9 protein-coding genes are annotated in these 23,375 nt (G+C 65.2%); 6 read left to right on the top strand and 3 right to left on the bottom strand.

Translation table 11 applies throughout. The annotated features are described in order from the left end of the window. Window positions 1-22 precede the first annotated feature (22 nt). Window positions 23-1,528: a bromoperoxidase gene (locus tag QNI11_RS01225; protein WP_283982032.1), complete on the top strand. Its 1,506-nt coding sequence runs from the start codon at window positions 23-25 to the stop codon at window positions 1,526-1,528. Here QNI11_RS01225 and QNI11_RS01220 read toward each other — a convergent pair. Continuing rightward, a complete protein-coding gene (locus QNI11_RS01220) occupies window positions 1,525-2,226 on the bottom strand; it encodes a DUF1194 domain-containing protein (RefSeq protein WP_100928189.1) in 702 nt (233 codons plus the stop codon). The two genes, QNI11_RS01225 and QNI11_RS01220, sit on opposite strands and share 4 nt — an antisense overlap. 128 nt (window positions 2,227-2,354) lie before the next feature. Between QNI11_RS01220 and QNI11_RS01215 the strand changes: the two genes are divergently transcribed. Then, complete coding sequence (locus QNI11_RS01215; RefSeq protein ID WP_100928190.1) at window positions 2,355-2,753, top strand: cytochrome c; 399 nt, start codon at window positions 2,355-2,357, stop codon at window positions 2,751-2,753. A 1-nt stretch (window position 2,754) separates the two neighbouring features. Here the strand turns inward: QNI11_RS01215 and QNI11_RS01210 are convergent, their stop codons facing one another. After that, a complete protein-coding gene (locus QNI11_RS01210) occupies window positions 2,755-3,438 on the bottom strand; it encodes a hypothetical protein (RefSeq protein ID WP_283982031.1) in 684 nt (227 codons plus the stop codon). A 344-nt stretch (window positions 3,439-3,782) separates the two neighbouring features. On the opposite strand from QNI11_RS01210, the gene QNI11_RS01205 reads away from it, so the two are divergent. Next, window positions 3,783-13,934: an Ig-like domain-containing protein gene (locus QNI11_RS01205; protein WP_283982030.1), complete on the top strand. Its 10,152-nt coding sequence runs from the start codon at window positions 3,783-3,785 to the stop codon at window positions 13,932-13,934. A gap of 309 nt (window positions 13,935-14,243) precedes the next feature. Here QNI11_RS01205 and QNI11_RS01200 read toward each other — a convergent pair whose 3' ends face one another. Beyond that, window positions 14,244-18,365, bottom strand: a complete 4,122-nt coding sequence (locus QNI11_RS01200) for a RecQ family ATP-dependent DNA helicase (RefSeq protein ID WP_283982029.1) — start codon at window positions 18,363-18,365, stop codon at window positions 14,244-14,246. Window positions 18,366-18,534: 169 nt separating this feature from the next. Here QNI11_RS01200 and QNI11_RS01195 point away from each other — a divergent pair, with 169 nt between their 5' ends. The 3 genes from QNI11_RS01195 (at window position 18,535) to QNI11_RS01185 (ending at window position 23,365) form a co-directional block, all read left to right on the top strand. Continuing rightward, the gene (locus QNI11_RS01195) at window positions 18,535-19,125 is read left to right on the top strand and encodes a trans-aconitate 2-methyltransferase (RefSeq protein WP_283982028.1); all 591 of its coding nucleotides are present in this window, start codon (window positions 18,535-18,537) and stop codon (window positions 19,123-19,125) included. 60 nt (window positions 19,126-19,185) lie between these two features. Continuing rightward, window positions 19,186-22,290: a DUF3427 domain-containing protein gene (locus tag QNI11_RS01190; protein WP_283982027.1), complete on the top strand. Its 3,105-nt coding sequence runs from the start codon at window positions 19,186-19,188 to the stop codon at window positions 22,288-22,290. 502 nt (window positions 22,291-22,792) lie between these two features. Continuing rightward, on the top strand, window positions 22,793-23,365 hold the full coding sequence (locus QNI11_RS01185) for a DUF2087 domain-containing protein (RefSeq protein ID WP_283982026.1): 573 nt from the start codon (window positions 22,793-22,795) through the stop codon (window positions 23,363-23,365). Window positions 23,366-23,375: the final 10 nt, after the last annotated feature.

The raw sequence follows: 23,375 nt of genomic DNA, 5'->3' as shown, positions 1-23,375 counted from the left end.
CCGGGACCATCCGGGGGAAGACATGACACGTACCCAGACGCCAGACCAGACACGGGCCCGAAAGCGCGCCCCGACGCTGGCCACCACGACACTGAAGGTGATCGACGGCGGAGGTGCCCGGATCGGCCCCCGCCACCAGGCCATCGTGCCGGAGGCGCCGCGCCTCTGCGTCTCGGAACTGGCCGCCGACATGGCCGAGATCTTTGCCCTCTCGCTCTTGCGGAAGCGCGGTCTGGCCGACCTGGACGATCCGCATTGCGCGGTGTGGATCGACAGCGCCACGCATTTCACGCTGCACGAACTGCTCTGCGACCTGCGCAGTCTCGCATGGTTCGACCAGACCCGCAGCCTGCCGGAAATCGCAGGCGACGCCGAGGCCGAGCAGCGGCGCGCCCTGCGCTGGAACGCCGACGGGCAGCTTACCCTCAGGACGCTTTTCAACTGCGGTGTCGCGCTGCGCGGCACGCAGACCCGCGTGTCGCGCTTCTGGAGCGGGGACCACGCCGGGACCGTAACCGACCCGGTGCGCTGCCCGCCTGCGCCCGATGCGCCGATGTCGGTGTGGCTCGACTGGTGCGGACGGCACAGCGGCGCAACGCTTCAAACGCCGCCTGAACGCGAAGGCGCCATCGATCCCGGCACGCTCGAGGACATGTCCGGCGGCCTGCACGAGACGCCCGCGGGCCGCCCCTTCTACAACGCCGCGCTCAAGGCGCTGGCCCATCGCGCCGCGCTCGACGGCGGGCTGGCGCTGTCGGAACCGATGTGGCGCGGCCCCCGCCTGCTGGCGCTCATGGCCGAGGCCGAGACCCGCGCCCGCCGTGCCGCGCTGGACCTCCTCATGTCCCGCAGCCGCTTGGCCCGGCCTGCGGTGACTGCCGCCCGGATGACCGTCTGGCTGGCGCGCGAGGAACGCGGGAATGAACCGACGAACGCGCTCTACCGTGCTGCCGCCGACGAACTGGCAGAATCCGCGCCGAACCTGCTTTACTGGGTCAGCCGCGACAACGGCACGCTGCGCGGCTGCCAGAGGTTCGACACCTCGCTTTTCCTGCCGCTGGCGGAACCGGAGCGGCAGGCGGTGCCGCCCTCCGACTGCGCCAGCCATGTCGTCGTGGCCGGCGCCATGGCGACCCTGCTGAAGGCGGTGTTCGACACGTCGCGGCGCGCGCAGATCCAGATGGTCGGCACCACGGGACCGGCGCAGGCGCTGGGGGAAGAGGCGGACCGCATGGCCTCCAACATCGCGCTGGCCCGCATCGTGTCAGGCGGCTGGCATCCTGCCGAGAACATCCAGCAACTGCGGCTGGGTCAGGCCATCGCGTTGCAGGTGCTGCGCGAGACGCTGGAGACCGACAACCGCAGCGCCACGCTCGACCTCACCGATTTCGACGACCGCCCGCTGCGGATCGAGGCGCACCCCCGGCACTTCGGGCGGGGCTTTGCGCAGTTGCGGGCCAATGGCGCAGCGGTGCCCTGGCCGCAGGAGGCCGCACCGCCCGCCGCGCACCTGACCGCCGTCGTCTAGCGCGCCGCCAGGTCGCGTTGCGCGGGCACGGTGCCCGAGATCTCGAGGATCAGCTTGCGCTTCACAGCCTCGGCAAAGCTGTCGCGGCTCTCTGCCGTCACCACGAAGGCACCGGGGCCGCCGATGATCCGCTCTTCATAAAGCGCCTCAAGCCCGCCCTGTGCGCGCCCGGGATCGTCCGGCCGCAGGATCGGCAGGGCGTTGATCGTCACGCCCGCCGCCAGCACGGTATCGCGGGCCTCCTCGATGGAGGGCCCCGACCAGTTGTTCGCGCTGTCGCCCGAGAAATCGATCACCCGGCGCCAGCCTTCATGCGCGTTGGTGTCCATCAGCCGCAGCGCATCCAGCAGCGCAGCCCCGATGGCGTTGCGGCCGTAGGCCTGGCGCGGCTTGCCGGTCAGCTCGTCCGCAAAGGCCTGCGCCGTCTCCGGCCCGTCGATCAGCATCCAGTCGGCCACAACGGCGGTGTTCGCCGCCCATTCGACATAGGTGACCGCGATGCTGCCGTAGGCGGTGCCGCCGATGGCCGCCAGCACTTCCGGGTCGGTGATGGCCTGCGCGTAGCCCTGCCGCTGGAAGGCAATCTCGCGCGAGTCGATGCTGCCGGAGGCGTCCGCCAGCAACACCAGTTCGAGGTCGGTATCCTGCGCCTGCGCCACGCTGGCGCTGAGCAGAAATGCCAAAACACGTGCCAGCATCCGAAGTCCCCCACATATGATCCGGAAAAGGCTAGCACGGCGGCCGCGCACCTCTAGCCTTGATGCGTGTCAAGGCACGCAGAGGTGATCCGCGCCATCGTAGCCAGAGGGAGACCAAGGAGACCGCCATGACCCGCCTCGCCATTCTGCTCTGCAGCCTCGCGCTGCCCGCTTTCGCACAGGATGCGGAGGTCGGGCGCGACCTCTTCACCCGACACTGCGCCACCTGCCACGGCCTCGAAGGACGGGGCGACGGACCGATGGCGGGCGTGATGATGATCAAGCCGGTCAACCTGACCGAACTCGCCGCGCAGAACGGCGGGACCTTTCCGATGGAGAGGGTGGTCAAGCGGATCGACGGTCGCGATCCGCTGGTCAGCCACGGCTCTCCCATGCCGGTCTACGGCGACTTTTTCGAAGGGGTTTTCGACGTACCAATCAAGACCCCGGCCGGACAGCCCGTTCTGACCTCGCGCCCGGTCGTGGACCTCGTGGCCTTCATCACGCAGATCCAGCGGCAGGAATGAGTCAGCGGCAGATGCCCTCGGTCTCCACGTCCTTCCACGGCACCCGCACGCGCGGTGTCGTGATGACATGGTCCAGCCGGTCGATGGGCATCTCGGCCGCGATCAGGCTGCGCAGGCGGGCGGTGCGCGGCGCCTCCGGGTCCAGCAGACGGCAGCAGACGTATTCCTCCACGATGCTGCCCTGCTGTTCGTAGCCGTAATCGAGAAAGCGCGTCGTGTTGTCCGGATCGAAGAGATAGGGGTCCTTCGATGCGACGTGCTCGTTCAGGGCCTTGAGCGGCGTGTAGCCGGTGCGCTTCCGGTTCTGCCATTGCCAGACATGGGTCGCCTCGTGGGCGAACAGCATGGCGTCCAGCAGGTCGACCTCCTCTGGCCAGCCCTCCAGAAAATCGGGGCGGTAGATGTCGTCGCGGATCATCACCTTGTTGAAGAGCACCGTGGCCGCGGGCGCGACGGTGACCTCGGTGGTTTCCGACAGCGGCGGCCAGATGCGTTCCTGGCACGTCGTGCGCGGGCGGACCGGGATCCGGTAGGTCATCGCACCTGCGAAATGGCCATCGACCAGCCGGATCTTCGAGGTGTCGAGGTCCGGGCCGTGGATGGCAGCCAGGTACTCGGCCTCCGACGGGGTCAGGGGCCGGCCACAGGCCGCGAGGAGAAGAAGGAATAGCAGGGCAAGGCGCATGGCCGGAGGATGGCGCGACGACGGGCGGATTGGCAAGCGGTGTCGGAGCGGCCACGCAAAAAAGAGCCAACCGTCTGGCGCCCGCGAATCCCATTCGATCCATCGACCCTTTCCAATTGGCCGCGCACTGGAAAACAGGGCAATTCACACGGTCCCGGTGTGGGGACGAATTGCCCGCAATCTGTGATTGTCAATCCGTGACGCAATCATCGCATAAGGCCCAATTACCGCATTCATAGACAAGTTCAAAACTTGCGCGAATTGACCGAAATCGGGCAGAACTTTGTGCAATTTATGTCTCAGTGCCCCGTTTTTCCGTGGGCCGTTTTGAGGAAATTTTTCTCTTGCCCACGATTTCCCAGTCGCAGATCGACGAGCTTCGCACCAGCGCGTCGACCGCCCTCTCCGCCCTGAACACAGCCTATGCCACGCAGGCGCTCGCCGAAACGCTCCCGCTGATCGGGACCAGCCTCGGCGGGTCGGTGAACGATGCGACGCAGGTGGTCGGTGACGTCCGCACCGCCCTTCTGAACGCGCTGTCGGCGTTGTCGGGGGCGGCCTCCTACACCGCCGCGGAACTGGAAATCGAGGTCGCCAACGCCCTGTCCTCGCTCGGCCTGTCCGGCGTCGTGGTCAGCGCCAGCGTCGGCACCGACAGCGTCACGCTGACACTGGGCGCCAGCGGCGAGGAAACCGCGCACCTCGGCCTTGCGGGCGACCTCGCCCTGCCCGGCCTGGGCCTGTCGCTTTCGGGCACCGCAGAGGTCGCCGCAGCCGCCGCGCTAAACCTGACGCTCGGGGTGGATGCGGCGGGCTTCTTCATCGAAACCGCTGGCTCGGGAGTGAATCTTTCGCTGGGGACGACCTCGGTCGATTTCGCGGCGGCCGCGAATATCGGCGTCCTGAATTACATCGTCGCCGATGCCGGGTCCGATCTCGACCTCGACTTTGCCATCGACCTGATCGACCCGAATGGCGACGGCATGCTGCGCCTGTCGGAGCTGTCGCAGGATTTCCTGAACGTCCTGCTGAGCGGCGACGCCGATATCGCGCTTTCGCTCGCCGCCGATTTCGGCACCGGCGCCCTGCCCTCCGTCTCCACCGTGCTGGATGTGGACTGGCAGTTCGTCAACGCCACGGTGACGCCGGGCGATCAGAACATCAGCTTCGGCAACCTGCCGACCGTCGTCCTGAGGGACGTGACGCTGGACCTTGGGACCTTCCTCGAAAACGTAATGCTGCCGATCTTCGACGCGATCGAGCCGCTGATCGAACCCGTGGGCAAGGCGCTTGAGGTCATCACCGCCGACATCCCCTTCCTGAAGTACTTCCCCGACTGGCACGAGACGCTGGACCTGACCGGCGACGGCACGGTCAACCTCCTGGATCTCGTCAAGCTGGCGGCGCCGAGTTTCGACCTGCGTCCGCTTGAGGACTTCATCGAGCTGGCCGAAGACGTGGTCAAATGGGCGGAATACCTGTCCTCCGTCAACCTCGGCGAGGCGGGTCTCAACTTCGGCGATTACGCGCTGGAGACCGGGCAGGACGTACGGGCGCTTGCGTTCAAGCTGGCGGATTCGGACCTCGACCTGCAGGGGCTGGCGGACAACCTGTCGGACGTGGTCGCAAACGTGTCCGGCAGCGACTGGGGCGCCGCCGGGGCGGATGGTACGACGCCGAAGGACATGCTGCAGGAGATGATCGAGGGCACCAGCTTTGCCCTGCCGATCCTGCAGGATCCGGGCCAGGCGCTGTCCCTGCTACTGGGCGGCGACGCCGACCTTGTGGAGATCTACTTCCCCACGGTCGACTTCGAGGTGGGCGGCGACAGCCTGGTCAACCTGCCGATCTTCCCGGGCATCACGGTCAACATCGGCGGGTCCATCGGCGCCGCCTTCGACCTCGCCTTCGGCTACAGCACACGCGGACTGGCCGCCCCCGGCGCATCCGTTCTGGATGCACTCAACGGGCTCTACATCATCGACGGCGCCGGGCCGGAGGCCTCCGTCTCTGCCACCATCGACCTCGGCGCCTCGCTCGACGCCTATATCGCCAGCATCTACGGCGGCGGCAACATCACCGGGACGATCAACCTCGACATCGCGGATGGCATCCAGAGCGAACCGGGAAGGCTGTACTACGACGAGTTCCTGACGGCGATCACATCCAACCCGTTCAGCGCCTTCGACGCCTCCGGGTCGATCACCGCCGGGCTGTCGCTGGCCGCGAAAGTGCTGGGCGGCGACCTTTTCCGGCTGGAGACACCGCAGTTCACCCTGGCGGACTTCAACTTTTCCGGGCGCGCGGCGCTGGCGACCTCCACCTCCACGCTGGGGCTGGGCGCACTGTCGGGTGGCACGCTGACCCTGAACACCGGCGCGCTCGCGGGCAACCGGCTGGTCGGCGACGCCGCGGATGGCGCAGAGGTGGTCTATGTCAGCTCTGCCGGCGGCAGCGACGTCACCGTCTCGATCAATGGCTATGCCGAGACCTACGGCGGCGTCGCGCTGCTGCTTGCGGCCGGAGGGGCGGAGAGCGACCAGCTTGTTCTGGCCGAGACGCTGTCCATCGCCGCGCAGCTTTCGGGCGATGCCGGCCACGACATGCTCGCGGGTGGCGCCGGTGACGACACGCTGGAAGGCGGCGACGGCAACGACACGCTCTTCGGGCGCGACGGCGACGACAACCTCTCCGGCGGGATCGGCGACGACCTGTTCTATGGCGGCAACGGTGCCGACACCATCGTCGGCGGCGACGGGGAGGACATGGTGACCTATGTCCTGTCCTCCGCCGGGGTGAACGTGAACCTCGGGACCGGGAACGGCACGGGCGGCAGCGCCGAGGGCGACAGCCTGTCCCAGATCGAGGTGCTTCAGGGCTCCAACCACCGCGACACGCTGACCGGCAGCGCCGGGAACGAAATGCTGATCGGCCTGCTGGGCGACGATTCCGTCGCGGGCGCCGGGGGCGACGACGTGCTTCTGGGATCGGAGGGTGCCGACACGCTGGACGGCGGCACCGGCGCAGACACCATGGTCGGCGCGATGGGCGATGACGTGTACTTCGTCGACGATACCGGCGACGTGGTGGACGAGAACCGCTACGGCGAGATCGGCAACGGGACGGTCAGTGCCGCGGCGGGCGGTGTGGACGAGGTGCGCGCGGCGATCAGCTGGTCCATCGCCACCGGCAGCCAGTACCAGATCGAGAACCTGACCCTGATCGGCAGCGCCATCTCCGGCACGGGCAACGATAACGCCAACGTGCTGACCGCGAACCAGTCGGCATTGCCCGGCGGATCGCTCTACGGCGGGGCAGGCGACGACACGCTGAACGGCTCGGCCGCGGGCGAGTGGCTGGACGGCCAGTCCGGTGCCGACAGCATGATCGGTCTCGGCGGCGACGATACCTACGTGGTCGACAATCTGGTCGACGAGATCGTCGAGACCGCCGGGAACGGCGCCGATGCTGTGATCTCCAAGCTCTCGACCTTCGCGCTCGACGCCTGGCACGACATCGAGACGCTCTATGTCGACGCCTCGGTGACCGACGGCGACCTGACCGGCAACGCGCTGGACCAGACGCTGGTTGGCGCGCATGGCGACGACACGCTCGAAGGCAAGGGCGGGGCGGATGCCTACTTCGGCGGCGCCGGACGCGACCGGGCCAGCTATCGCAGCGCGGCCTCGGCGGTGCTGATCGACCTGACAGAGGCCACCCAGTCCGGCGGCGATGCCGAGGGCGACACCTATGTCAGCATCGAAGAGATCGAAGGTTCCGCCCACGGCGACACGCTGATCGGCGACGGCACCGACAACGAACTCTACGGGCTAGGCGGCGGTGACACGCTGCTGGGCGCGGCGGGCGGCGACACGCTCTGGGGCGGCACCGGCAACGACAGCCTCGACGGCGGGGCGGACGCGGACACGCTGGTCGGCGGCGATGGCGACGACACCTACGTGGTGGACCACGCCGCAGAGCAGGTGACCGAGATCGGCACCGGCACCGACCTTGTCGAGGCCTGGGTGGACTGGTCGCTCGACACCTCGAGCCAGCAGAACATCGAGAACCTGACCCTCTTCGGCTCAGCCCGCACCGCGACCGGCAACGCGCTCGACAACACCCTCACCGGCACGGCGGGCAACGACCGGCTGAACGGCCTCGCCGGAGAGGACACGATGATCGGCGGCGGCGGAGACGACACCTACGTCGTCGACAACGCACTGGATTCGATCGCGGACAGCGACGGCCACGACCTGATCGAGCTGCTCTCTGCCGGGACGGGCAGCTTCGACATGTCGGTTCAGGCCGTGGCCGTCGAGGACCTGACCGTCACCGACAACGCCCGCGCCATGGCGATCACCGGCAACGCGCTGGACAACCGGATCACCGGCAACACCTACGGCGACACCATCAGCGGCGGAGACGGCAACGACACGATCATCGCGGGTGCGGGCGGACGCGCCGTGATGAACGGCGACGACGGCGACGACGATTTGCGTTTGTCGCTCGTCTCGCTGGGGTCGAACTACATCCACGGCGACCTCGGCACTGCCGACATCATGCGGATGGACTGGTCCGACGCGACCGGCACCATCAACTACACGAGCAACTCCGGCGGCACCTATTATCGCACGCACGTCGACAACTTCGGTTACACCTACGTCTACTTCGACGGCATCGAGGCCTTCGACCTGCAGGGCGGCGCCGGATCGGACACCTTGGTCGGCGGCGACCTCGACGACACGCTGCACGGCAACGGCGGCAACGACCGGCTGTACGGCTATCGCGGCGCGCTGGACGTGTCAGGCGGGGCGGGGCATGACCTCGTCTACGCGACCGTGCGCACGGCAGACGACGTGGACCTCGGGCTCGACTTCACGCTGCGGCTTGCCGATACGCAAGACGGGACGGTCACGGTCAATGCCGGCACCGCGGTCGAAACCCGCTGGGAGGGGATCGAGCAGATCCGCCTGAGCACCGGGTCGGGCAACGACCTGCTGGACACGCGCGGCGTCGCCTCCAGCAGCAACCACTTCAACACCTCGAACGCCTTCGATTCCGGCGATGGCGACGACACCTTCGCCACCGATCTGCTGGCGCTCGGGGCCACCGTGTTCACCGCAGGCGCGGGCTATGACAGGCTGATCCTCGACTGGAGCACAGCCAAGTACCTCGTGAACCTGACGTCGAACTCGGGCGGCACCTTCTACCGGACCTACGCCGACAACTTCGGCTACGTCTACCAGCACTACTCCGACATCGAAGAGATCGACATCGAGACCGGCGCAGGCAGCGACGAACTGTATGCCGTGGGCGGCCGCGACCGCTTCATCACGCAGGGCGGCAACGACCGCATCCACGGCGCGGACAAGGGCGACACAATCGTTGCGGGCGAAGGTCACGACTGGGCCCACCTCGACCTGCGTTTCGACCCGACGACAGAGACCGACCCGGCGGAGGACATCTCTCTCGTCCTCGCGGACACCGCCTCTGCGGAGGCTGTTTTCTTTGCCGGCACCGGCGACGAAACGCACGTCCAGGGCCTTGAGCAGTTCACGCTCTACACCGGCGCGGGCAACGATACCGTCGACACGCGCGGCGTGGGATCGAACTACAACGTATTCAATAAGAGCAACTACTTCGACGCAGCCGATGGGGACGACCTGTTCGCCACCGACCTCAGCGCGCTCGGTTTCTCGCGGTTCGTGGCCGGTGAGGGCTACGACAAGCTGATCCTCGACTGGAGCGCGACGCTCCACGCCACCACGCTGTTGTCCAATTCGACCGACACCTTCTACCGAACCTACGTCGACAACTACGGGTACACCTACCTCTACTATTCGGACATCGAAGAGATCGACATCGAGACCGGCGCAGGCAGCGACATTCTCTATGCCATCGGCGGCCGCGACCGCTTCATCACGCAAGGCGGCAACGACCGCATCCACGGCACCGACAAGGGCGACACCATCATCGCGGGCGAAGGCCACGATTGGGTGTCGCTCGACCTGCGCTTCGATCCCGCGACGGAGACCGATCCGGCCGAGGATATCACCGTCAACCTGCTCAACCTGCAGTCGAACACCGCGACCTATTACGCGGGCACCGACGACGAGACGCAATTGCAGGGGATCGAGCAGATCCATCTCTACACCGGCGCGGGCAACGACACCTTCGACGCGCGGGGCGTGGCGTCCTCCAGCGATTACTTCACCTACAGCAATCACTTCGATGCGGGCGAAGGCGACGACGCCTACCTGACCGACCACCTGTCGCGCGGCACAGGAAACTTCGTGGCCGGGGCGGGCTACGACAAGCTGACCATCGACTGGTCGGCCACCGCCAACGCCGTCGAATTCCAGAGCAACTCCAGCAGCACGTGGTATCGCGGCTACCTGAACGGCTGGGGTTACATCTACCAGTACTTCTCGGACATCGAAGAGATCGACATCACCTCCGGCTCCGGCAACGACAGCCTGCGCGCCATCGGCGGCCGGGACCGTTTCGTCACCAACGGCGGCAACGACCGTATCCACAGCGCGGACAAAGGCGACACGATCATCGCGGGCGAGGGCCACGATTGGGTGTCGCTCGACCTGCGCTTCGATCCCGCGACGGAGACCGATCCGGCCGAGGATATCACCGTCAACCTGCTCGACCTGCAGTCGAACACCGCGACCTACTACGCGGGCACCGAGGACGAGACGCAATTGCAGGGGATCGAGCAGATCCACCTCTACACCGGCGCGGGCAACGACACCTTCGACGCGCGGGGCGTGGCGTCCTCCAAGGATTACTTCGCCTACAGCAACCACTTCGATGCGGGCGAAGGAGACGACGCCTACCTGACCGACCACCTGTCGCGCGGCACGGCGAACTTCGTGGCGGGTGCAGGCTACGACAAGCTGACCATCGACTGGTCGGCCACCGCCAACGCCGTCGAATTCCAGAGCAACTCCAGCAGCACATGGTATCGCGGTTACGTGAACGGCTGGGGTTACATCTACCAGTATTTCTCGGACATCGAAGAGATCGATATCACCTCCGGTTCGGGTGGCGACAATCTGCGCGCCATCGGCGGGCGGGACCGTTTCGTCACCAACGGCGGCAACGACCGTATCCATGGCACCGACAAGGGCGACACCATCATCGCGGGCGAGGGCCACGACTGGGTGTCGCTCGACCTGCGCTTCGATCCCGCGACGGAGACCGATCCGGCAGAGGACATCACCGTCAACCTGCTCGACCTGCAGTCGAACACCGCGACCTACTACGCGGGCACCGAGGACGAGACGCAATTGCAGGGGATCGAGCAGATCCACCTCTACACCGGCGCGGGCAACGATACCTTCGACGCGCGGGGCGTCTTTTCGACCTACGATCTGTTCGGCTACAACAACCACTTCGACGCAGGCGCGGGTGACGACGCCTATCTGACCGATCACCTGTCGCGCGGCACAGGAAACTTCGTGGCCGGGGCGGGCTACGACAGGCTGACGATCGACTGGTCGGCCACCGGCAATGCCGTCGAGTACCAGAGCAACTCCAGCAGCACATGGTATCGCGGCTACGTGAACGGCTGGGGCTACATCTACCAGTACTTCTCGGACCTTGAGGAACTGGACATCACCTCCGGCTCCGGCAATGACAGCCTGCGCGCCATCGGCGGGCGGGACCGCTTCGTATCCAACGGCGGCAACGACCGGATCTACGGCGCGGACAAGGGCGACACCGTTCTCGCGGGCGAAGGCCATGACTGGCTGCAGCTCGACATGCGGTTCGACCCCGCGACCGAGATCGACCCGGCAAAGGACATTTCCCTGATCCTGGCCGACGCGCAGACCGCCGAAGCGTTGTTCTACGCCGGAACGGAGAACGAGACGCGCGTCTCCGGCATCGAACAGATCCACCTCGCGACGGGTGCGGGCAACGACACGCTCGACACGCGGGGCGTTGCCTCGCACGTCAACTGGTTCAACCTGTCGAACTGGTTCAGCAGCGGCGCGGGCGACGACCATTTCGCCACCGATCTGCTCGCCATCGGATCGGGCTACTTCGATGGCGGCACGGGCACCGACCTGTTGACCCTGGACTGGAGCACGGCCACCAACGGCATCACCTACCATCCGCAGTCCGACGGGTCGGTCTATTACCGGGTTTATGTCGACGCATACGGCTACGTCTACCAGACCTTCGCCAACGTCGAGCAGTTCGACCTCGAAGGCGGATCGGGCCACGACAACCTGCGCGGCGGCGCGCTGGACGACACGCTCACCGGCAATGGCGGGCGCGACACGATCGGCGCCGGGGCCGGAAACGACAACGTGTCCGGCGGGGCCGGCAACGACCACATCACCCTTGGCGCAGGCAACGACACGGCCGAGGGCGGCGCGGGCGACGACACCATCCTCGGGTCGACCGGACCAGACGACAACGTGGCCGTGTACCGGACCCCGCTGTCCGGCCTTTTCGTCACCGACCTGGGCGGCGGCGTGTACCAGGTCAGCTCGGCCGGCGAGGGCACGGACCGGCTGGAGAACATCCAAACGCTGCGCCTGACGGACGGTGTGACGACTTCGGATCATGCCATTGCTGACCTCCTGAACACCGCCCCAGCCCTGCCCGCCGACACGGCGGTGACCCTCACGCAGGGACAGGCCGGGCCGGTCTACACCGCCAGCGCCACCGACGCGCAGGGCCACGCGGTCACCTTCTCGCTTTCGGGTGCGGATGCGGGGCTCTTCACCATCGACCCGGCGACAGGTGAGATCGCCTATGCCGGCAACGTGGCCCAGCTCCTGCCCGACAGCGCGGCGGGAACCTCCGACTACGCGCTGATCGTGACGGCCTCCGACGGAGTGGCAAGTTCGGCGCAGACCCTGACGGTCACGGCGGTGAACACCTACCTGCCCACCGCGCAGGACGACAGCGTGACCACCGCGCAGGACAGCGCCGTCACCATCGACGTGCTGGACAACGACGCGGACGGCAACGGCGGCGTGCCGACCATCTCCTCCGTCGCGCAAGGCAGCCACGGCACCGTCACCGCGCAGGATGGCCGGATCGTCTACACGCCCACCGCCGGCTACCATGGGGCGGACAGCTTCACCTACGAGATTGCCAACGCGCTTGGCCACCGCACCTCGGCCAACGTCGATGTCTACGTGAACCGGGTGACGACCCTTATGGATGGCGAGGCAGAGGACAACCTCCGCCCGTGGACAAGCAAGGCCACGACCTTCAACGCGCAGGGGCGGAAATCCCAGGTCCAGGTGACCTTCGACAACGGCCGCGTCGCCGAGACCACCTACGAAAACGGTCGCCGGGCCGCCTATTCCGTGGTGGACAGCGACGATGTCTTTGCCTGGGCGCGGCAGGACCGCACCTACGATGCAAACGGTGCGCCGCTGGAATACGCGATAACCTACGACGACGGGCGCATCCGCACCGGCACCCTGATCGAGCCGGGCCGCTGGGAAACCGTCATGCGCGGCCCCGACGACAGCATCCGCTGGAGCAACGAGACCACCACCACATTCGACGGCGAAGGCCAGCTCGCCACGCGGCAGACGGTCTTCGACGATGGCCGCACCGCCACCACCACCTACGTCGACGGCACGCGCGCCACCTACACGATCAGCGACGGAGGCGACAGCTTCGGCTGGGCGCAGAAGACCCGCAGCTTCGACGCGGACGGCACGCCGGTCGGTTTCTCGACCACCTACGACGACGGCAGCGTCCGGACCCGCACCTACCTTGGCGACGGACAGTGGGAAACCGTGCTGCGCGGCCCCGACGACGCAATCCTGAAAGGCAACGTGACCACCACGACCTTCGACGACGACGGCGCACGGACAGAGCGGGAGACCGTCTTCGACGACGGCCGTGTCGCCACGACCACCTTCACCGGCGGCAAGCGCGCGAGCCATTCCATCATCGACCACGACGACGCCTTCGGCTGGGCCCGCAAGGACCAGACCTTCGACGCCAGCGGCGCCCCGGCGGAATACGTGACGACCTACGACAATGGCCGCGTGCGGACCGTGACCTGCCTCGATGATGGCAGCTGGGAAACGGTCCTGACCCGGGCCGACGGCAAGGTCCTGTCCAGCAGCGTGACCACGGACACCTTCGACGCGAACGGCGTGCGTCTGTCGCGGGAAACCGTGTTCGACGATGGCCGCGTCGCGACGACCACCTACACCGATGGCATCCGCACCGCCCACAGCGTGATCGACGCCGAGGACGCCTTCGTCTGGGCCCGTCAGGACCGCACCTTCGACACCGCCGGCACCCCGGAAGAGTTCGTGACAACCTACGACGACGGGCGCATCTACACGGAGACCTTCGTCGATGGCCTCCGGACCGAGGGCACGACGGTCGACTCCGACGACGTTTACGACTGGATGCAACGCGTGTTCGAGTACGATGCGAACGGCCAGTTGGCGACCACCACGACAACCTTCGACGACGGGCTCATATCCGTGACATGAGGGGGGGACGCCGCTTTGCGCGGCGTCTGCCTTTCCTGCCCCGGTCCCGCAAGCTGCCGTCGCAGCTTTCTAAGGTTGCGCAGCATGCGGCACGTCCCGATCTTTCGGATGCGGCACGTCACGATCTTTCACTGGCCGGGAGTCGTCCCAAACGAAAACTCCCCTTATGCAATCGGCACCAAAAGTACACGATTCGCATACGTTGGCGCTCAACGCACCGCCGCCCGGCAAGACCCGTTTGCTCCAAAGCCCGCCGGACGCCACACGCTCGCCTGGACGCAGCCCTTAAGGCACCAGAACCACGGTCGGTCATGTAAGGAAGGTACGGTCGCCCGGCGGACACTGCAGGAGCATGACGCGACCCTGCCCTATCGGGTCACGTCCCGACAGCACACCGCCCGACAACTCCTTTTGCCGCTTGCGGTCGATGGTGATGTCATGGCCCAGCTTCATCCGGTCGCGGGCACCGGCGATCACAGTGTTGGAGGCTTCGATGATGTGCCGTGTCGAGCGGTAATTCTCGACCAGATACTCCGGCTTCGCGCGGTATTCCTGTTCGAACTGGCGGATGTAATGGATAGACGCCCCAGCAAAGGCATAGATATTCTGATCGTCGTCGCCCACGGCGAAGAGGCTCAACTTCATGTCCTCATCCTCGATCGTCCGGCCGGCGACAGCGGCGATCAGAGCGTATTCCTCCGGTCCGATGTCTTGGTATTCGTCCACGAGGATCCAGCGATACCCTTGGATCAAGGTTTCGCGCTGCGCCTCTGCCTCGGTCTTGCTCAACCCTTCGCGGTTCAACTGGCGGACGGCCTCCATGACGACGTTGTCGAAATCGCGACTCTCGGCCTGCGACCCGGAGAAGCTTGCCCCGACCAGCCGCATGGCCATCGCGTGGCACGTGGATACAGTCACGCCAAAGGCCTCGTCGCCGATCAGGTGCCGCAGGCGCGCCCGGATTTCCACCGCGGCGTGGCGGTTGTAGCTGAGGACGAGGATGCTGCGCGGGTCTTCGCGGCGGACGCGGATCAGGTAGGCAATCCGGTGAACCAGCACACGTGTCTTGCCCGATCCCGGGCCGGCGAGGACCAGAACATTGGTCGCGTCACGATCATCGGCGACGATCTTTTGCTGGACGGGGTTGTCCAGTGCCTCGACAACGGCGGCCCAAGATTTGCCGGTGGTTTGTCGTTTGACCTCGGTCGTCTTACCCTTCATCCAACGACCCATGAAGGCGTCCTGATCCAGCGCGAAGTAGTCCTCCGACAGGCGCATCGCGTCCTGCATCGACGCGAGACCGGTTTCCGCATAGGCTGCCATGACGTGCGTTTGGACGGTCTGTTCGTTGTAGTGCTCCTGCAAGGGCGCAAAATCCTTGACGAGAAACTGCGTCTTGCCGGGTGCCAGCTGCACCGTCATCGCGGGCCGGAAAACTGTCATGCCTTTGCCCAGGGTCACGACCTCCTGCTCATGCAGCCAGAGCAGCGCGCGATCCATGAGCCGCGTCATTTCCTTGACCTGACCGCGCAGGAACGCATCGCCTGTCAGACTTGCCAGCATGTCACCCAAGGTTGTCTCAACCTGCTGGTCCTTGCCGCGCTGCCCCTTGTCCAGACGCCCAACCAGGTGTTCGACCAACGCCTCTCCCGCTTGCCTGCGCAGATTGGCGGACTGTTCCAACACCGACCAGGATCTCTGTAGCGCCATGAACAGTGTATCGCGAGAGGCCTTGCGCAGTCGCACGTTCCCCTTGCCGCCGTCGAGATCCCGCCCGTCCCGCGCCATCCCGCCCAGCAGCTTCTCGACCACGTCGGGGCGGACGTGGCTATGCCCACCGTCGCGCAGCTTCTGGCAGGCCAATTGCAGGTTGAATGGCGTGCTGACCTGGTCCTCGGCATCCGGGGCCTCCTCGCGCATCAAGGCGATCAGGTCAGTTTCGAGCCGCGTCGCCTGCGACAGCCGCCTGCGCGAGTCGTCGGCAACACCGGAATGCACGAAGACCGTCACCACCGTATCATTGCGCGCGATCCCAAGGGTCTCGAGATCGGCCAAAGCCTTCGTCAACTGCCCGCCCGTCAGACCGCTGATCCCGGTCAACTCGTCTGTCGAGATCCCCTCGTCAGGCGGGGCGTTCATGAGGTGGCGGACGATGTCCATCAGCTGCGCGCGCCGCATCCCGGTGACGTCCGCCCGCTCCAGTCTCTTACCGGCCTCGTCGATGTTTCGAATACGCAAGGAGGACGGGAAGACCTGCACACGGTTTTCCTCTCGCGACAGGAGCTTGGCTTCTTCCAACCAGGACAGCGCGGTCTTGACCCTCGTGTCATCCGTCGCGCTCTCGCGCTGGAATTCGCGGTCATGTTCCTGCCGGACAATCTCACCCGTTGTCGCGACGACCGTTCCCGTGCTCCGCGTCCGCGCATCCATGCGCCTGACCGCTTTGAGGATCGCGCCGATTTCCTTTCGGTCCAGCCGGGAGCGGGCCGACAGTTGGAACTGTCGTTCGACATCATCGGGCGCAAAGAGCAACACGCAATTGGCATGATCCCGATCCCGGCCCGCACGCCCAGCCTCCTGCAGGTAATTCTCCAAGGATCCGGGAATGTCCCCGTGGACGACAAGCCGAATATCCGGCTTATCGATCCCCATGCCGAACGCGTTGGTCGCCGCAATCACGCGCAAGTCGCCAATGCGAAATCGTTCCTGGATCGTCTTCTTCTCATCCGGTGTCAGGCCCGCATGATAGCGCTCCGCCAACAAGCCTTGGCTCTGCAGGAACTGTGCCACCTCCTCCGTTGCTTTCCGGGTCGCGCAATAGACGACCGCACCGGAAGCGCCCTCCTTTGGCAATCTTTGTTCGATCACGTCGAGGATATCGGCCAGCTTCGTTCGCCGAGCGGTCGAGCGCACCTCGAAACTGAGGTTCGTGCGCGACGCACCACCATCCAACAGAAGGAGGTCCGTTCCAAGCCGCTGCTGGAAATGGTCGCGAATGTCACGCACGACCTCGGGCTTGGCCGTGGCCGTCAGACAGATGACCGGTGCCGGTTCCTCGTCCCCTGCAGTCTCACGAATGAACCGCGAGATGTAGCGATAGTCTGGACGGAAATCGTGCCCCCATTTCGATACGCAATGCGCTTCGTCCAACACCCAAAGGCCGATCTCCCTTTGCCCCAGGACAGACCGGACCGAGACGCTGCGCAGCTGCTCGGGCGAAATCAGCAACATAGCCGCGTCACCCATTCGCACCTTTTCGAGCGCATCCTCTCGCTCTGGCAAAGACAGCATTCCGTTCACGGTCACCGCGGACGAAATGCCCGACCGTTCCATTCCCGCCACCTGGTCCGCCATCAGGGCGACGAGCGGCGAAATCACCACTGTCAGCGCGCCCGTACGGTCGAATTTCGTCAGCGCCGGAATCTGGTAGCAGACCGATTTCCCGGTGCCGGTCGGCAGGATGCCCAGCACACTCTTGCCACGCATCCCCTCGTCTACGATGCGCTCTTGCAGTGGCCGACCATCCGGGGCCGTGGGTGTCGGGCGGAACCCATCAAAGCCGAACCACCTCGTGAGGGCCTTTACCGGGTCGCTCTTTTCCCGGCACCATGAGCACTCTGGCGCCTCGCAGGCTGTATCCCGCAGGCGTTTCACCATCTTCGCTGCATCCGGGAACTGCATCCGCACCCAGGGCGGCATGACGGAATCCCCGCCAGCGACGGATATCCAGGCCAAGGCATAGGCCAGCGGCCATCCCAGGAAGGGCGACGCGATCTCGCGCAGCACGTCCTCGCAAGCGCCCTTGCACACCTCCCCTTCCAAAATCTGCCTGATCAACTGCCGCGCCTCTCCCGACGACGGCACGGACGCGCCTCGGACGTAGCGGAAGACGGCATTGAAGCCGAGATCCCGCTCGCCCCGCGTCGTCAGGTAATGATAGGCTCCGACCACATCTGGTGACACGGCATTCAATCCGCGGAAGGCCTCCAGCTGATTGCCGAGAACGGTAAAGACCAAGCGGGCATCGGCCTCGGGATCACTGACATGCCCGGACAGCAAGCGGCCGTCATGGTAGTGTTTGACCAGATGGTGATAGGGGTTGCGCGGAAAAGCCAACGGATTGAGCCAGAGCGTGTCGATCGGCTCATTCGTCAGGCGTGCCAGCCTCGGTCTCATGGCTGCGAGGTGCGGCAAGTCATGGCGCAGGATATTGTGGCCGATGAGGTGCCGCGTTTCGCCCAACTCCGCTTCCAACCGATCCAGCCCGTCAGCCATTCCAGCATTCTTGCAGCGGATCGCCGGAGCATCGCCGATCCGGACCGCTGCCAGGTCAAAAACGCGCGACGTTTTCGGGTCGACCTCAAGGTCGACGGAAAGGCAATGTGCCAGAAACGGGTCAGGTTGATCGACGGTCTTTAACAGGGAGCGCACGTGAAGTTCTTCAATTTATTGGGTTATGTGACCTGCAATTACCACTGTGGTCAAGGGATCAGCAAAGTCGGGCTATCAAGTGGAAACCCTCAAAGCAGTGCGGGCCGGGATTGACAGGGCAAGCCGCACTTCCGACAGTTCGCTCGTTCGCGTCGACCGGATTGAAGGAATGGCCGACTATTACGAAGCAAATGCGCAGAACTTCATTGCCGCCACCCAATCGGTCGACATGTCGGAACTGCGCGCCCGGTTCTTGGCGCAACTGCCTCAGATGCCCGGGGGCCAATGCCGCATTCTCGACGCAGGCACCGGTTCCGGACGCGATGCCCGTGCGTTCCGCTTTGCCGGCTATGAGGTTGAAGCCTTCGACGCCTCCCCAGCGATGGTTCAGGCAGCCACTCTCTTCAGCGGCGTCCCGGTCCGACACCTCAGCTTCGAGGAATTCCAATGGGAGCAATCGTTTGATGGCATCTGGGCCTGTGCGTCGCTCCTACATGTCGCCCGCGCTGATCTGCCCGCCGTCGTCCAAAGCCTCGCGGATCACCTTGTCTGCGGTGGCATTCTCTACGTCTCATTCAAATTCGGCACCGGTAACCGCCGAAAAGACGGCCACGATTTCACCGATATGACCGAAGAAACTCTCTCGGCCCTCCTGGACGAACTTCCTTCTCTGCGGCAGGTTGAAACTTGGCGATCCGAAGATCGCCGCCCTGATAGGAAAAAAGACATTTGGCTAAATGCCTTGCTGAGAAAAACCTGACACTTGCCCGCTGAATTGCCTTCCGCAGACAACGCCCCCTGCCCATGCTGTAGCCCGGCCATGGACAAGGTGGTCGAATGCGACGCTCAGGTCATTCTGATCCGCCACGGGGCAGGCCTGATCCTCGCTCCGCGGCGACACGCGAGACGGTGGCGCGACCTCGACGGGGCCGAGCAATCGGCCCTGATGGCGCGGATCACCCCGGCTCAGACCCAGCTCGAGACCGACGGTATTACCGCCTCGGTCGCCCTTATCGAGTCTGGGCCGCATTTTCATTTCCGCCTCGAAGCCCCGGCATCCTCGACAGGTCCGATCCCCGGCGCCCCGCACGACCGACCGCTTATTTCTGGCGGAGACGACGCGCTCCATGCCCACCTCCGCCCCCTGATCGACCAGGCGCAGAGCGTCGATCTCGCCGTGTCCTTCCTGATGACCTCCGGCGCGCGACTCGTCCTTCCCCACCTGCGTGACCTGCTCGAACGCGGCGGGCGGTTGCGGCTACTCACCGGCGATTACCTGGATGTCACAGAGCCGACCGCGCTGCGCCTCATGCAGGATCTCGACCACGACCGGCATCTCTACATCTTCCGCGCGGCGCGCATCCCGTTCCACCCCAAGGCCTGGATGTTCTCCTTTGCCGACGGCTCTGGAGCGCTGATCGTCGGCTCGTCGAATTTGTCACGCTCGGCTCTGACCGATGGCGTCGAATGGAACCTCCGCCACTTCGACAAGTCGGACGCCCTGCCGCTGACCACTGCCCGCGCCGCATTCGAAGATCTTCTTGCCCGGCCCGACGTGACGTGCCTTTCGCCCGAGTGGATCGACAGCTACGAAACGCGACGGATCGCCCCGACGCCGATGACTTCCGGCGTTGCGGAGGAGCCGCCCGAAGACGCACCCAAACCGCACGCCATCCAACTGGAGGCTCTCGCTGCCCTCGCCGCGACGCGCGCCAAAGGATACCGCGCTGGTCTGGTCGTGTTGGCAACCGGCCTCGGCAAGACTTTCCTCGCCGCCTTTGACAGCCAGTCTGCCGCGCGCGTTCTATTCGTCGCGCATCGTGAAGAGATCCTGACGCAAGCCATGGAGGCGTTTCGTGCAGTCCGCCCCAAGGCCCGGCTTGGCCGGTTCGGCGGAGGTGAGAAGGACTTCGACGCCGACGTGCTCTTCGCCTCGATCCAGACGCTCTCCCGCGCCGAACATCTGAACCGCTTCTCGACGGATGCCTTCGACTACATCGTCGTCGACGAATTCCACCACGCGGCCGCTGCGACCTATCGGCGGATTATCGACCATTTCACACCTGACTTCCTGCTGGGCCTGACGGCAACGCCTGACCGCTCCGATGGTGGTGACCTTCTTGGCCTCTGCGAAGAAAACCTCGTCTACGAATGCGACCTCTGGTCGGGCATCGACAGAGAATTGTTGTCGCCGTTCAAGTATTTCGGCGTCCCTGACCCTGTCGAATACGCGCAAATCCCTTGGCGCAGCGGACGGTTCGATGAGGCGGCACTGACTGAGGCTGTCGCCACGCAAGCCCGTGCTGAAAACGCGCTCGACCAGCTCGCTCAGCGGGGCGGCAAGAAGGCCATCGGCTTCTGCGTCTCGCGTCGTCATGCCGACTTCATGGCCGAGTTTTCAAGAGCCCGCGGACTACGCGCCGTGGCCGTGCATTCCGGCGAAACCTCTGCCCCACGCGCCAGCGCCTTGAAGGCCCTTGAAGAGGGCGACCTAGACATCGTCTACGCAGTCGACATGTTCAATGAAGGCGTGGATGTGCCATCCATTGACACGGTCTTGATGCTGCGCCCCACCGAAAGCCCAGTGATCTGGCTGCAGCAACTTGGCCGCGGGTTGCGACGGGCCGCCGAGAAATCCCACCTTGCTGTGATTGATTACATCGGCAACCACAGGATCTTCCTGACCAAAGCCCGTACCCTACTGCGCATCGGCGCGGGCGAAGGCGCGCTGCGGATCGCCCTGGAGCGCTTCGCCCGGCATGAAATTTCCTTTCCGGCAGGCTGCGAAGTCACCTACGACCTCGAAGCACTCGACATCCTGAAATCTTTGATACGCCAACCCCGTGATGGCGAAGAGCTGACCGCCTTCTATCGCGACTTCCGCGATCGCCACGGCGTCCGCCCCACCGCGTCCGAGGTTCAACACGCCGGCTTCAACCCAGGCCGCACCGGCCACGAAGGATGGCTCGGCTTCGTCAACGACATGGGCGATCTTTCCGCCGCCGGCCACGCGGCGTGGATCGCGAAAAAAGGGTTGCTCGATGAGATCGAAACCACCCGCATGACCCGCAGCTACAAGATGTTGGTCCTGCGCGGCATGATCGAGGCCGGAGCCTTTCCGGGACGCATCGCCATTTCCGAACTGGCCGACCGTGTCGCGCGCCTCGCGCGTCGCAATCCGGAGATCAAGGCAGACCTCAGCGTCGATCCCAAAGATCCCGCCGCACTGCGGGCCCTACTGACACAGAACCCGCTGAAGTACTTGTCCGAGAAGGGGTGGTTCCAGCTCGGTCCCGGCACGTTTGAGACGACCTTTGGCAACGCGCCTGATCCAGCACTGGCGGAACTCGCATCCGAGATCGTCGACTGGCGCCTCCTACGCCACCTGCAGAACCGCGCCACGACTTACAGTCAGGACGAAGCCAGTCCCGTCGCGAAGGTTGCCGAGCGCCAAAAACCATACATCGTCACGCCAGCACCGCCAAAGATCTGGGACGAATATCCCCGCGATCGCATCCCTCCACTGTTTGGAGAGAGGTTCAATACGGGCTCCTGGAACTCCGGAATCGTTGTCATCCCAAAGGCCAAGGTCATGGTCCTGCTGGTCACCATGGACAAACGCAGCATGTCTGTCGGAGACCACTATGCCGATGCTTTTGCCACTCCGACGCGCTTCATCTGGCAAACCCAGACAAGCACCCGTCGTGAAAGCTCACGAGGACGCATCATCTCAGGGGACGAGCCCGGCTGGACGATCCACCTCTTCGTCCGAAACTCCAAACTCCGTGATGGCCGCGCCGCTCCGTTTCGCTATGCCGGCCCGGTAATGTTCGCAGGCTGGGAAGGCGAAGCCCCAATCACCGTCCAACTGGATTTGACCGAACCCCTTCCAGCAGGTTTGCAGTCGCTGTTTGGCTTGGGGTAACGCACCGATATTGGTTTGAGGCAGTGAAGGGTGGACCGCCGACCTTCGCTGAGCATCGCATGGATGGCCAAGTTGCGCAGGTAACGGACCTGGCACCTGGAAGAGAGCTGCCAGGTTTGGCCGGGAATTCCGGCCCAAACCTGCCGTTCGCCTGGGCCACCAACGCTGCGGCGCGGCTTCCCCAAACCGGCCATCAGTGGCACCGCGCAGCAAGATCCGGCAAGCCAAGGTCGGCAGTGCGGACTAAACGGGCTTTCGCTTCATGGGGCATGAATGTCCGTATCAATCAGATACACTTGGGTTACGTTGCGGTCCTTCGAAGGAGTTGGCCCGCGCGGCGCTGTCTGCTATCGTTATTTTACGGTCGGCAGACACCGAGGCGTCGCTGCTCCTTTTGGAGAGCTAAACCTGCCATCACCATCGAACGGCACTGCACCCATGAGGCGCTGCGTCGTCAAGCCAGCGACCGACGACCGTGGACGGCGCCCGACCTGGATGTAACATGCCCAAGACACCTCTTCCGCTCCGAGCGGATGACCTGACACCCTTCGCGCGCAGGCTCTCCCAGCAGCTCGGCAAGGCAAGCCCATCGCACCTGACACTGATGAACATGCTGGCCCGCGCGGCTGGGTACGAGAACGTCCAGCACATGCGGGCCGCGCAGGCGGCTGCGCAGCGGCTCGACCGGATCGCCGACGAGCGGCTCACCGATCCAAGAACGGTGGAGCGGGCATTGCACCAGTTCGACGCTGCCGGCCGCCTCCGGCAGTGGCCGTCCAAGCGGAGCGTCCAAACGCTAGCGCTTTGGGCGCTCTGGGCTACCCTCCCGTCAGAGCGGTCGCTCCACGAGCGCGAGGTGAGCGCAATGCTGTGCGCGGAGCATCTTTTTCAGGACCCGGCTACCCTGCGCCGGACCATGATCTCATGCGGTCTGCTCACCCGTCGGCCCGATGGCTCGGATTACCGTCGGCGCGAGCAGGAGCCCCCCGCAGAAGCCAAGGCGCTGATCCGCGCGCTTGGGCCAAGACGGCGGACGCGGTCCAAGGCGGTGGCCATGGAACGGACCGGTGCATAGAGGTTCGTGC

Origin of the sequence: Sagittula sp. MA-2, assembly GCF_030126985.1 — a bacterium.
Classification (GTDB): Bacteria; Pseudomonadota; Alphaproteobacteria; order Rhodobacterales; family Rhodobacteraceae; genus Sagittula.
This window is presented reverse-complemented; position numbering and strand designations above follow the sequence as displayed.

Bases quoted from the DNA above. Each gene is read 5' to 3' on its own strand.
- QNI11_RS01220 (WP_100928189.1), bottom strand. From the start codon at position 2,226: ATGCTGGCACGTGTTTTGGCATTTCTGCTCAGCGCCAGCGTGGCGCAG.
- QNI11_RS01210 (WP_283982031.1), bottom strand. From the start codon at position 3,438: ATGCGCCTTGCCCTGCTATTCCTTCTTCTCCTCGCGGCCTGTGGCCGG.
- QNI11_RS01190 (WP_283982027.1), top strand. From the start codon at position 19,186: ATGGACAAGGTGGTCGAATGCGACGCTCAGGTCATTCTGATCCGCCAC.
- QNI11_RS01195 (WP_283982028.1), top strand. From the start codon at position 18,535: ATGGCCGACTATTACGAAGCAAATGCGCAGAACTTCATTGCCGCCACC.
- QNI11_RS01185 (WP_283982026.1), top strand. From the start codon at position 22,793: ATGCCCAAGACACCTCTTCCGCTCCGAGCGGATGACCTGACACCCTTC.
- QNI11_RS01225 (WP_283982032.1), top strand. From the start codon at position 23: ATGACACGTACCCAGACGCCAGACCAGACACGGGCCCGAAAGCGCGCC.
- QNI11_RS01215 (WP_100928190.1), top strand. From the start codon at position 2,355: ATGACCCGCCTCGCCATTCTGCTCTGCAGCCTCGCGCTGCCCGCTTTC.